Genomic DNA, 11,424 nt, shown 5'->3' on the forward strand with positions numbered 1-11,424 from the left:
GGGGAGGGTCCCCGCCCAGCGCCTTTCGGTGTCTCCAGCGTCGCCACCCTGGGAAATGTCACACGAGCCCGGCCGCAAGCGCCGGCCCGCCGCGACCGCGCACGACCACGCCGGCCGTCCCGTGATCCGGCCCCGGCGAGATCAGGAGGTGGCGGGGCGTCGGCCGCGCCGGTCCAGCTCGACCGCCTCCGCCGGGGTGGGCGCGGTGCCGCCCAGGTGGGCCGGCTGCCACCAGGCGTCCTCCGGGCCGGCGGGCTTCTCCGGGTATTCCTGCTGGGCCCGGTCCACCAGCGCGGACAATCGGCTCTTCAACTCGGCCGTCATGGCGTTGGCGTCCGGGTAGGCGGCCGGGTCCATCGGCTCGCCGAGGAGGATGGTGATCGGGGTGTGCCGGCGGGTGAGGTTCTTCGGGCGACCCTTGGTCCACAGCCGCTGGGTGCCCCAGAGCGCCACCGGCAGCAGCGGCACGGCCGCGTCCTGCGCCATCCGGGCAGCCCCGCTCTTGAGGTCCTTGACCGTGAACGACCGGCTGATCGTCGCCTCGGGGAAGACGCCGACCACCTCTCCCCGGCGCAGCGCCCCCACCGCCGTGTTGTACGACCCCGCGCCCGCCGACCGGTTCACCGGGATGTGCTTCATGCCGCGCATCAGGGGACCGGAGACCTTGTGCGCGAAGACCTCGTGCTTGGCCATGAACCGAACCAGGCGGCCCGACTCCTGGGCACCGTAGCCGCAGAAGATGAAGTCCAGGTAACTGACATGGTTGCTGGCCAGGACGGCCCCGCCGGAGCGCGGGACGTGGTGGCTGCCCTCGACGGTCAGTCGCAGGTCGAGGACCCGGAACATCGTCTTGGCGGCGGCGATCACGGGCGGATACACGAGTTCCGGCATCCGGCAACTTTACCGCGCGTAGGTTACGCCGCCGTAGGGGCCGAGCGGGTGTGGTGCAGTTCGAGCCGGCCCCGGGCGAAGGCGTCGACCCGACCCCACCGGCCGGGAATGTCCAGCACCTCGATCCGCCCCATGCCCACCGGCAGCACCGGATCCACCGCCAGGTGCCCCTCGTGCGGCTCCAGGCCCAGCATCGTCCGGATCAGCAGCAGTGGGGCCCCCGTCGACCAGGCCTGCGGGCTGCACGCGGTCGGGTACTCGACCGGAAACTTGGTCTGCTCCCGGGGATAACCGCCGAACGCCTCCGGCAGCCGGCCGTCGAAGTATCGGGCGGCGTCCAGGATGCCGCTGGCGATGGTGCCGGCCTCCTCGGCGAAGCCGTACCGCCGCAGCCCCCAGGCGATGAAGGAGTTGTCGAACGGCCAGATCGTGCCGTTGTGGTAGCCGATCGGGTTGTACCGCACCTCCCCCGCGGCGAGGGTGCGCACGCCCCACCCAGTGAAGAGCCGGTCGGAGACCAGATGCTCGGCCACCCTCTCGGCCCGGTCGTGGTCGACGATGCCGCTCCACAGCAGGTGCCCCATGTTCGAGCTGAGCACGTCGCACTGCCGGCCGTCGGGGTCCAGGCCAAGGGCGTAGAACTCACCGTCAGCCACCCACCAGTCCCGGTTGAACCGCTCCTTCAGCTGCGCCGCCTCCCGCTCCAGTTGGTCGGCGTACGCCGGGTCGCCCCAGAACTCCCGGGCCATCCGGGCGGCGCGCAGCTTCGCGTCGTACGCGTACCCCTGCACCTCGCAGGTGGCCCGGGGAAACGGCGGCAGCGTGCCGTCGGAGTACGAAATCGAGTCCCAGGAGTCCTTCCAGCACTGGTTCTCCAGGCCGGTGTCGGCATTGCGCCGCTCGTACCAGATGTAGCCGTTGCCAACCAGGTCGGCGTAGTCGTCGATCCACCTGAGCGCGCGCCGGCACTCCGGTTCCAACTCCTTGACCAGTGCGACATCCCCGCTCCACCGCTCGTACTCGTCGAGCAGGACCACGAACAGCGGGGTGGCGTCGACGGAGCCGTAGTACGGCGAGTGCGGCTGTTCCTCGAACGCGGCCGTCTCGCCGTAGCGCATCTCGTGCAGGATCCGGCCCGGATCCTCGTCCCGGAAGTCGTCGAACCGGGTGCCCTGGAGGGCGGCGAGGATACGCAGCGTGGTCTTCGACAGCTCGGGCGCGAAGGGCAGCACCTGCAGACAGGTCAGGATGCTGTCCCGGCCGAACATCGTCATGAACCAGGGCAGGCCCGCGGCGGGCAGGGCCTGGCCGCGCAGGGAGAGCGGCGAGAAGCGCAGCGCGGCGAGGTCGACCAGGCTACGCCGGTACGTGGCGGCCAGGTCCTCGTGTTCGCTGTTCACCTTCGGCGCCCTGGCGATCCACTCCTGTAGGTCGCGCTCGAGGGCGAGCCGCTCGGTGCCGTGCGCCTGCAGGCCCATCCGCAGGTCGCGCCCGCCCGGGCCGAGCGCGACGGTGTGCACGTCGATCGAGGTCTCCCACTGCTCGTTCGCCTCCAGGTGCACGGAGTACGCGAAGCCGTTGCGGTCGTACCGGGCCGGCTCGGACGACGAGATGATGGTTTCCCGGACGAAGTTCCCACGCCGGTACCCCAGCCGGAGCCGGTCCTCTTCGGGCTCGGCGTAGGTCTCGCCCTTCTTGTTGACGATCTCGTCCTTGACCTCGAACAGGTCGGCGAAGTCCGAGCCGGCCTCCATCCGGATCTCCAGGTCCACGGGCTTCTCGTCGTGGTTGAGGATGGTCACCTGCTCCCGGAAGCTGCCGCCGACCGCGCGCTCGCGGATGATCGACAGTTTGGCGTCGATGTAGTGGGTGGCCATCCCGGGCACCAGGAAGAAGCGGGCCTCGTAGTACTGGAGGTCGTCGTAGGAGAGCGCGTTGAGGCGTTCCCCGTTGACGGTGAGGATCCACTCGGACAAAAACCGGGTGTCGATGGAGAACAGGCCGGTCGGCTCGCTCGGGGTCGCCTCGATGTCGCCGGTGTCCTGCGACACCACGAAGGTGTTGCCGTCCAGGATCCGGATCGTGTTGCTCGACGCCATCAGCGCACCTCCCTGCGGAAGAGCCGGCGCGGCCCGGTCGATTCCGCCGGGCCGGGGAAGATCCGTTCCACCTGCGCCACGAGCCGTGGGTCGCCCGTCACCGTCATGTCCCCGCGCAGCAGCGCCGACATCCCGTTGCCCCGGCCGGCGGCGATCTCCTCGAAGGTCTCCGGGCTGGTGCCGATGACCGTGTCGGCCTCCCGGTCGTCCTGGGTGACCCGCAGGTTCCCCCGGTCGATCTCGAGTAGCCAGTGGGTGGTCTGCGCCCCCTGCTGCAGGTCGAAGCGCAACTTGCCGGAAGCCTTGGCCAGCGCGGGATCGTATCCCCGCCGGTCCAGATCCTCGAAGAACCGCGTGGTCGCGTCCACCGTCGGGCCCTCTCTTCCCGTCGTGCCACGGCATGGCGAAGTACTCCGGCGGGGTGCCCACCGACAGCCGGGTCAACCTCGCCCGGATCGGGTGAGGCCCCGCAACCGGCACGCGAGCCGGTGCGGAAACGGCGCGACGCCGGCCCCGGGAAGGGACCGGCGTCGCATCGCCCGCGCTGGACGGTCAGTTGTTCGGGTCGTCGGCACTGATGTCGGCGAGCACGGACTGCGGCTCCCGCTCGACCGCCAGGTCACCCATCGAGATCAGGCCGACCAGCCGGCCGTCGTCGATCACCGGCAGCCGCCGGACGGCGTACGTGCGCATCAGGTCGGCGGCGGCGACGGCGTCGTCGTACTGGCTGACCGTCACCAGATCCCGGCTGCTGATCTCCTTCAGGCGGGTGGTGTTCGGATCCTTGTTCTCCGCCACGGCGCGGACGGTGATGTCCCGGTCCGTCACGATGCCGACCACGTCGTCACCCGCCGTCACCACCACGTCCCCGATCGCGCTGTCGCGCATCTCCTGCGCCGCCGCGGTGAGCGTGTCGTTCGCGTCCATGGTCACCAACCGGGTCGTCATGAACTCTCCGACCGTTGTCATGGTGCTCCCCTCTCGGTGTCGGCACGCCCGACTACCCGGCGTCACCGGACCGGTAACCCGCCCGCCGCGGCTTCAGCCGCGTTCGGCGGCGACCAGCTCGGCGAGCTGCACCGCGTTCAACGCGGCACCCTTGCGCAGGTTGTCGTTGGAGCAGAAGAGCGCCAACCCGTGCTCGACGGTCTCGTCGGCCCGGATCCGGCCCACGTAGGTCGGGTCCTGGCCGGCGGCCTGAAGCGGGGTCGGTACGTCCGACAGGGCCACACCCGCAGCGCCGTCGAGCAGTTCACGGGCGCGCTGAGGGGTGATCGCCCGGGTGAAGCGGGCGTTGATCTGGAGCGAGTGGCCGGTGAAGACCGGTACCCGCACGCAGGTGCCGGAGACCCTGAGGTCGGGGATCTCCAGGATCTTGCGGCTCTCGTTGCGGAGCTTCTGCTCCTCGTCGGTCTCGGCGGAGCCGTCGTCGACGATGGAGCCGGCCAACGGCAGCACGTTGAAGGCGATCGGCCGGGCGAACGACCGCGGGGCGGGGAACTCCACGGCCGAGCCGTCGAAGGCGAGCCCGGCGGCGTCCTCGGCGACCTTGCGGACCTGCTCGTCCAGCTCGGCCACGCCGGCCAGGCCGGCCCCGGAGACCGCCTGGTACGTCGAGACGACCAGGGCGGCCAGCCCCGCCTCCTCGTGCAGCGGACGCAGCACCGGCATCGCGGCCATGGTGGTGCAGTTCGGGTTGGCGACGATGCCCTTCGGGCGGTCGGTGATGGCGTGCGGGTTGACCTCGGCGACGACCAGTGGCACCGCCGGGTCCATCCGGAACGCCGAGGAGTTGTCGATCACCACGGCGCCGGCGGCGGCCACCCGGGGGGCCAGCTCCTTCGCGGTGCCCTTGCCCGCCGAGAAGAGCACGATGTCCAGCCCCGAGTAGTCGGCGGTCGCCGCGTCCTCGACGGTCACCTCGCCGTCGCGCCAGGGCAGGGCACGCCCGGCCGACCGGGCGGAGGCGAACAACCGCACCTGCTCCGCCGGGAAGTCGCGCTCCGCCAGCACCTGCCGCATCACGCCACCGACCTGGCCGGTGGCCCCCACAATGCCGATCCTCATGCCCGCGAGGCTACCCACGCGGCCCGGCCGGATGGGAATCCTTTCCCACCGCCCGGGCCGACGCCGCCGGTGACGCGACCGGAATCACACCTGATGGTCGGTGACCTCGCCCAGGCCGGTGGCGACGAGATCGTCCCGGATCAGGGCCGCGTCGCCCTCGACCACGAGGGTGAGCGCCTCGGGATGCAGGTGCGCGGCGGCTGCGGCGGAGACCTGCGCCACATCGGCGGCGAGCAGCGACTCGCGCAACCGGGCGTGGTAGTCGTCGGGCAGGTCGTGCACCACCAGGGTGGTCAGCGCCGAGGCGATCGCCCGAGGGCTCTGCAACTCGACCGAGAGCTGACCGGCCCGCCACGAACGGGCCACCGCCAGCTCGTCCTCGGTCACCCCGGTCACCTGGGTACGGGTGATCTCCCCCACCGCCTCGACCAGAGCCGGGGCGGTCACCGCGGTCTGCACGCCGGAGGCGACCGCGAACCGGCCGAACCGGCGGGACGAGGCGAAGTCGCCCCGGATGCCGTACGTGTAGCCCCGCACCTCACGGATCAGATGGTTGAGTCGGGAGGTGAACGCCCCGCCCAGCACCGTGCCGGCCAACGTCATGGGCACGTGGTCGGGGTGGGCGCGGTGCGGCGACGGGTGCCCGAGTCGCAGCGTGGACTGCACCGAGCCGGGCCGGTCCACGAGGATGATCCGCCGGCCGGGGCGTGGTGACACGTCGATCGGACCGCCCCGATCCGCCGGGCCGCCGCCGGTGCCGGCGAACGCCGCCGCGCCGAGCGCGTCCAGGTCGAGCCGGTCCAGGTCACCGGCGACGACCAGGGTGCCGGGGCGGATGAACCACTCGGAGTGGAAGACGGTGACGTCCTCGACGTCGAGGGCGGCCACCGACTCCGGGTCGCCGTACATCGGCCGGCCCCAGCGGTTGTCGTGCCCGAACAGGTCGGCGCGGAGCACCGCGTCGGCGCGCGGACCCGGGTTTGCCCAGTCCATCCGCAGCGCGTTCGCCTCGTCGTCACGGACCCGACGTACGTCCTCCGGTTCCAGCCGGGGGGTGCGGACCGCCTCGGCCAGCAACTCGACGGCGGCGCCCAGCCGCTCCACCGGCACCTGGACGCTGACCTGGAACGAGTCCCAGTCCAGGCCGGTGACCAGCTCGGTGCCGAGCCCCTCCACGGCGAGGGCGAACGCGGTGGCGTCCCGCTGCGCGGTGCCCTCCTCCAGGGCCTTGGCGAGCACCCCGGCGAGCCCTTCCTTGCCGACTGGTTCCCGTCCGGCCCCGGCGTCGAGCAGCAACACCGCCACCGCGAGGTTCTGCCCCGGCAGGTGAGCGGCGACGACCCGGCCGCCGGCGACGTCGCGCCGGACCACCGTGGGGAACCGGTACGGGCGGGCGACCCCCGTGCCGGGACGGGCGGCGATCAGCGTCATGAGGGCTTCTCCTCGGGCACGTAGGTCAGGGACACCCGGTCGGCGGCGCCGAGCACCTCGGCGGCCGTCTCGGCGATCTGCTCGGCGGTCACCGTGAGCCAGGCGGGCAGCCGCTCGGCCGCCTTCGCCGGATCGCCGAACTGGGTGGCGTACCGGCCGAGGGTGTCGGCCCGGCCGTCCACGGTGGACATCTGTCGCCACCAGGCGGTGCTCAGCAGCGCCTTGGCCCGGTCCAGCTCGGCGTGGGTCACCGGGACGGTGGCCAGTTCGTCGACCACCTCGGCGACTCCGGCGGCCAGTCGCTCGGCGGTGACCCCGGGGCGGGCGGTGGCGGTGACGATCAGCGGCGCCGGTGCGTGTGCCAGGTCCACCCCGTACGCCCCGACGGTGTCCGGCTGGGCGATCCGTTCCCCGTCGGCGAGCCGCTGGTACAGGCGGCTGCCCCGGCCGCTGCCGAGCACGGCGGCGAGCACGGTGGTCACGTCGTACCCGGGGGTGCCGAACGGGTGGGTGCGGTGCGCGACGTACACGCGGGGGGCGGGCACGTCCGCGGTGACGGTCTCGACGGCGGCCCGGCCGGTGGCCGGGACGTCACGGCCGTCCGGGGCGGCGGGGATGTCCGCCCGCGCGGGGATCGCGCCGAAGTACTTCTCGGCCAGCGCGAACACCTCGGCGGCGGAGGCGTCGCCGACGACGGTGAGCACCGCGTTGTTCGGGGCGTAGTACCGGGCGTGGAACTCCTGGAAGGTGGCCAGGTCGGCGGCGTTCAGGTCGGCCATCGAACCGATCGTCGCGTGGTGGTACGGGTGCCCCGGCGGGTAGAGCAGCGGCAGCAGCCGCAGCCAGGCGTCGCCGTAGGGGACGTTCTCGTACCGCTGCCGGCGCTCGTTCTTCACCACGTCACGCTGGTTGTCCAGCGTCTCCTGGGTCAGCGCCGGGACCAGTCCGCCCATCCGGTCGGCCTCCAGCCAGAGCGCCAACTCCAGCTGCTCGGCCGGCACGGTCTCGAAGTAGTTGGTGCGGTCCGGGTTGGTGGTGGCGTTGAGCGACCCGCCGGCCCCCTGGATCAGCTTCATGTGCTCGGTCTTGGCCACGTTGAGTGAGCCTTCGAACATCAGGTGTTCGAAGAGGTGGGCGAAGCCGGTCTGCCCCGCCGGCTCGTGCCGGGAGCCCACGTCGTACCAGAGGTTGACCGCCACCGCCGGCGCGGTGCGGTCCTCGCTCACCACCACACGCAGGCCGTTGTCCAGTCGGGTCGTCTCGATGGGCCAGGGGTAACCGCTGTCGGGCATGCCCCGACGCTATCCGATCTCCGGGGCGGAACGGGACTCCCGGGACGAGCGTGCCTGTGCCGATGGCATCGACCGGCCGGCGCGGGGTACCGCAGGGGTATGCGCAACCGCTCTACCACGCTCGCCGTCGCCGGGGCCGCCGTCGCCGGGGCCGCCGCCGTCCTGGCCGGCTGGCGCAAGGCCCGCCTGCTGCATCCGGTCGGCCGCACCTTCACCGCCGAGGTGACGATCTGGGGTACGCCGGACCGCCCCACCGGGGTCCGGTTGCTGGACGACCCCGGCCGCTACCGGGCCACGGCGCGGCTGTCGCAGGGGGTGCCGACCCCCGGCGCATGGCCGGACGTGCTGGGGCTGGCCGTGCGGCTGCACCGGCCACCGGGTCGCCCGTTCGACCTGCTGGTCAGCTCCAGCGGTGCCGCGCCGGTGCTGCGTCACCTGCCGCTGCCCCGCCGCCGCTTCGCCGGGACGTACAGCACGATCATGCCGTACCGGGTGGGACGGCGGCGACTCTGGTTGGCGGCGCTGGCCGACCCGGACTCGGTTGACCTGGGCCGGAACCTCGCCGAGGTGGCCGCGGCGGCCCGGGCGGGGGCACCACGGCTGGTGCTCGCGACGGCGTCCGCCACCGGGCCGTGGCGGCCGTTCGGGCAGGTGACCCTGGGCGACCCGCTGGACGCCCGGACGGACGCGGCGATCGCCTTCGACCCGGTGGGCAACCTGCCACCGGGCCTGCGGGCGGCGGGTCCGGTCGCCTGGCTGCGCGAGCAGACCTACGCCGGGTCCCGCCGGGCACGGGGTGCGTCGACGCGGTGGCCACCGCCGGGGCGACCACCGCGTCGCCCGCTGTCCTAGTCCGGGGGTTCGCTCACCGCCACCGTCTGATCGGAGGTGCGGTGCTCCAGCACCGTGTCGGGGGCGGCGTTCTGGTCCGCCTCGCGGATGTCGGACTCGGTGAGGATCGCCTCGGCCTGTGCCTGCGGGTCGTCGCTGCCGACCGCCGCCTCCTCCGGCAGCAGGTGGGCGCGGGACTCCATCCGTTCCTGGTCGCTCTGCTCGTGGGTCATGTCGATGGTGTTACCCCGGTGTCCGGTCAGCGGAACGGGCCGCGCACCTCGTAGGTGATGCCGCCGGAGGAGAAGCCCGAGGTGCCGCGCTGGGACGAGAAGTAGAGCCGGCTGCCGTCCGGGGAGAACGCCGGGCCGCAGATCTCCGAACTGCTCTGCCCACTGATCCGCACGAACGGCGCGACCACCCCGGCCGGCGTGATCAGGTTGATTTCCATGTTGCCGCCGTCCTCGGCGACGTAGAGGTCCCCCGAGCCGGTGCCGGTGATGTTGTCCACCCCGGTCAGTGGGGCGGTGCCGGAGACCAGCGAGTCGTCGTATGCCAGGTCGATCCGCTGGTTGACCGCGTCGTACGCCCAGACCCGGTTGTCGCCCTTGGTGGTGAACCAGCAGGTGCCGTCGGCGTACCAGCAGCCCTCGCCGCCGTTGAACCTCTTCGCCCCGGAGACCTGGCCGCGGGTGGCGGTCGGAGAGCCGTCCGGGTCGGGCACCGGCGCCCAGGTCACCGGTCCGCTGGTGGCGGTCCCGGCGACCAGCACCTCCAACGTTCCGCTCGACAGGTCGCCCCAGACGGTCGGGGTGAACCGGTAGAAGCAGCCGTTGCTCTCGTCCTCGGTGAGGTAGATGACCTTGCGGTGCGGGTCGGCCGCCGCCGCCTCGTGCTTGAACCGCCCCAGCGCCGGGCGCTGCACCGCGTTGGTGCCGCCCTGCGGGTAGGTCTCGTAGACGAAGCCGCGGCTGACCTCCTCGCAGGAGAGCCAGGTGCCCCACGGAGTGGCGCCGCCGGCACAGTTCTGGTTGGTGTTCGACAGGATCCGGTACGCCGAGGCGATCGTCCCGTCGGCGTGGAAGCGGATCGCCGAGGCCCCACCGCCCGGGGTGATCTCCGAGTTGGAGACGTAGATCCAGCCGGTGCCGGCGGTGAAGCAGGCACCGCCGTCGGGGGCGTCGTGCCAGCTGTACGAGGTGCCGGGCACGACCTGCCGGGAGCGGGCGATCACCCGGCTGGTGAAGCCGGCGGGCAACAGGAGGCCGTTGGCGTCGGCGGCGCCGAGCGGCCCGTACGGGCTCGGGCCGGGCTGGGCCGGGGCGGCCGACGCCACGCCGGACCACAGACTGCCGGCGAAGGCGGCGGCACCACCGGCGACGGTGGCGCGCAGGACGGTACGACGGTCCATCAGACCTCCCAGATTGCTGTAGGTGCCGACGAAGTTACCGACGAGGGCATCGACGCGGGTAAACTCCAGGCGAGGCTTTCCGGACAGCCCGGTGAGCCTTCCCCGACCGGTCGGGTACGCTGGTCGACGTGACGTGCTCGTATCGATGGTTTAGGCAGCCGGCTCCGACGCCGGTGACCTCACCATGAGCTGACGTCACCTGAGTTCGAGCCGGCCGGGCAGGAGCTGAAGTTCCTGCCCTTTTGCGTACGAGCAGCCGGCTCCACCCGGGTACCGGCCCCGGGCACGGTCGGCGGAAGGAATCCCACCGTGACGACCCCGGAGACCGGCGCGGTCATCGACCAACGGATCGACCGCGTCGTGCCGTTGACCACCCCCGCTCTGCTCCTGCACGAACTGCCCCTGGACGCCTCGCTCACCTCGGCCGTGCTGGCCGGGCGGCGCGCGGTCGGCCAGGTGCTGGACCGCGCCGACGACCGGCTGCTGGTGGTGGTCGGCCCCTGCTCGGTGCACGACCCCGCCGCGGCCCTGGACTACGCCCACCGGTTGCGCGAGGCCGCCGACCGGTACGCCGAGGACCTGCTGGTGGTGATGCGGGTCTACTTCGAGAAGCCGCGCTCCACGGTGGGCTGGAAGGGCCTGATCAACGACCCGGCGCTGGACGGCTCGGGCGACGTCAACCGCGGGCTGCGCGTCGCCCGGGCGCTCCTGCTCGACGTGCTGCGCCTCGGCCTGCCGGTCGGCTGCGAGTTCCTCGACCCGATCACCCCGCAGTACATCGCCGACACCGTCGCCTGGGGGGCGATCGGCGCGCGGACCGTGGAGAGCCAGGTGCACCGGCAGCTCGCCTCCGGCCTGTCCATGCCGATCGGCATGAAGAACCGCCCGGACGGCAGCATCTCCACGGCGGTCGACGCGATCCGGGCGGCGGGCGTGCCGCACGTGTTCCCCGGCATCGACGTGTCCGGCACCCCGGCGATCATGCACACCCGGGGCAACGCCGACGGGCACCTGGTGCTGCGCGGCGGCAACGACGGCCCGAACTACGACGCCGAGTCGGTCGCCGGCGCGCTGGGCCTGCTGCGGGCCGCCGGGTTGCCCGAGCGGGTGGTCGTCGACGCCAGCCACGCCAACAGCGGCAAGGACCACCGCAATCAGCCGAAGGTCGTCGCGGACGTGGCGGCGCAGCTCGCCACCGGTCAGCGCGGCGTCGTGGGGATCATGCTGGAGAGCTTCCTGCTCGACGGCCGGCAGGACCTGGACCCGACCCGCGAGCTGACCTACGGGCGTTCGATCACCGACGCCTGCATTGGCTGGGACACCACCGACGAGGTCCTCGGCCACCTCGCCCAGGCCGTCCGTGCCCGCCGCGCCACCCTGCACACCCCCGCCTGAGCCAGCC

Annotated in this window: 11 protein-coding genes; 2 read left to right on the forward strand and 9 right to left on the reverse strand. The window is 72.4% G+C overall.

Going from position 1 to position 11,424, the window contains the following annotated elements:
- Positions 1 to 141: 141 nt before the first annotated feature.
- The 7 genes from E1182_RS25135 to E1182_RS25165 form a co-directional block, all read right to left on the reverse strand.
- Positions 142 to 891, reverse strand: a complete 750-nt coding sequence (locus tag E1182_RS25135) for a 1-acyl-sn-glycerol-3-phosphate acyltransferase (protein ID WP_132269693.1) — start codon at positions 889 to 891, stop codon at positions 142 to 144.
- 23 nt (positions 892 to 914) lie between these two features.
- The gene (locus tag E1182_RS25140; protein WP_132269695.1) at positions 915 to 2,990 is read right to left on the reverse strand and encodes a glycogen debranching N-terminal domain-containing protein; all 2,076 of its coding nucleotides are present in this window, start codon (positions 2,988 to 2,990) and stop codon (positions 915 to 917) included.
- Positions 2,990 to 3,358 carry an SCP2 sterol-binding domain-containing protein gene (locus tag E1182_RS25145; protein WP_132269698.1) on the reverse strand — a complete coding sequence of 123 codons (369 nt, stop codon included), beginning with the start codon at positions 3,356 to 3,358 and terminating at the stop codon, positions 2,990 to 2,992. The genes E1182_RS25140 and E1182_RS25145 overlap by 1 nt, the downstream gene beginning before the upstream one ends.
- A gap of 184 nt (positions 3,359 to 3,542) precedes the next feature.
- Positions 3,543 to 3,959, reverse strand: coding sequence for a CBS domain-containing protein (locus E1182_RS25150; protein WP_132269700.1), 417 nt, complete (start codon positions 3,957 to 3,959; stop codon positions 3,543 to 3,545).
- Between the two features lie 72 nt (positions 3,960 to 4,031).
- Positions 4,032 to 5,057, reverse strand: coding sequence for an aspartate-semialdehyde dehydrogenase (locus tag E1182_RS25155; RefSeq protein WP_132269703.1), 1,026 nt, complete (start codon positions 5,055 to 5,057; stop codon positions 4,032 to 4,034).
- Positions 5,058 to 5,141: 84 nt separating this feature from the next.
- A complete protein-coding gene (locus E1182_RS25160) occupies positions 5,142 to 6,488 on the reverse strand; it encodes a pitrilysin family protein (protein ID WP_132269705.1) in 1,347 nt (448 codons plus the stop codon).
- Entirely contained in the window at positions 6,485 to 7,780 is a 1,296-nt protein-coding gene (locus E1182_RS25165) for a pitrilysin family protein (RefSeq protein WP_132269707.1), read from the reverse strand. The genes E1182_RS25160 and E1182_RS25165 overlap by 4 nt, the downstream gene beginning before the upstream one ends.
- Before the next feature lie 99 nt (positions 7,781 to 7,879).
- Here E1182_RS25165 and E1182_RS25170 point away from each other — a divergent pair, with 99 nt between their 5' ends.
- Positions 7,880 to 8,632 (forward strand): phosphodiesterase, encoded by a 753-nt coding sequence (locus tag E1182_RS25170; protein ID WP_132269709.1) that lies wholly within the window; start codon positions 7,880 to 7,882, stop codon positions 8,630 to 8,632.
- Here the strand turns inward: E1182_RS25170 and E1182_RS25175 are convergent.
- Together E1182_RS25175 and E1182_RS25180 are read right to left on the reverse strand one after the other, a co-directional pair.
- Positions 8,629 to 8,844: a hypothetical protein gene (locus E1182_RS25175; RefSeq protein ID WP_207914358.1), complete on the reverse strand. Its 216-nt coding sequence runs from the start codon at positions 8,842 to 8,844 to the stop codon at positions 8,629 to 8,631. The genes E1182_RS25170 and E1182_RS25175 overlap by 4 nt on opposite strands.
- 26 nt (positions 8,845 to 8,870) lie before the next feature.
- A complete protein-coding gene (locus tag E1182_RS25180) occupies positions 8,871 to 10,022 on the reverse strand; it encodes an alkaline phosphatase PhoX (RefSeq protein WP_132269711.1) in 1,152 nt (383 codons plus the stop codon).
- Between the two features lie 309 nt (positions 10,023 to 10,331).
- Between E1182_RS25180 and E1182_RS25185 the strand changes: the two genes are divergently transcribed.
- Positions 10,332 to 11,417, forward strand: coding sequence for a 3-deoxy-7-phosphoheptulonate synthase (locus E1182_RS25185; RefSeq protein ID WP_132269713.1), 1,086 nt, complete (start codon positions 10,332 to 10,334; stop codon positions 11,415 to 11,417).
- The last annotated feature ends 7 nt before the right edge of the window (positions 11,418 to 11,424 follow it).

This window comes from Micromonospora sp. KC721 (assembly GCF_004348355.1).
Taxonomy (GTDB): Bacteria; Actinomycetota; Actinomycetes; order Mycobacteriales; family Micromonosporaceae; genus Micromonospora.

Bases quoted from the DNA above. Each gene is read 5' to 3' on its own strand.
- E1182_RS25135 (WP_132269693.1), bottom strand. From the start codon at position 891: ATGCCGGAACTCGTGTATCCGCCCGTGATCGCCGCCGCCAAGACGATG.
- E1182_RS25160 (WP_132269705.1), bottom strand. From the start codon at position 6,488: ATGACGCTGATCGCCGCCCGTCCCGGCACGGGGGTCGCCCGCCCGTAC.
- E1182_RS25155 (WP_132269703.1), bottom strand. From the start codon at position 5,057: ATGAGGATCGGCATTGTGGGGGCCACCGGCCAGGTCGGTGGCGTGATG.
- E1182_RS25170 (WP_132269709.1), top strand. From the start codon at position 7,880: ATGCGCAACCGCTCTACCACGCTCGCCGTCGCCGGGGCCGCCGTCGCC.
- E1182_RS25175 (WP_207914358.1), bottom strand. From the start codon at position 8,844: ATGACCCACGAGCAGAGCGACCAGGAACGGATGGAGTCCCGCGCCCAC.
- E1182_RS25140 (WP_132269695.1), bottom strand. From the start codon at position 2,990: ATGGCGTCGAGCAACACGATCCGGATCCTGGACGGCAACACCTTCGTG.
- E1182_RS25165 (WP_132269707.1), bottom strand. From the start codon at position 7,780: ATGCCCGACAGCGGTTACCCCTGGCCCATCGAGACGACCCGACTGGAC.
- E1182_RS25150 (WP_132269700.1), bottom strand. From the start codon at position 3,959: ATGACAACGGTCGGAGAGTTCATGACGACCCGGTTGGTGACCATGGAC.
- E1182_RS25180 (WP_132269711.1), bottom strand. From the start codon at position 10,022: ATGGACCGTCGTACCGTCCTGCGCGCCACCGTCGCCGGTGGTGCCGCC.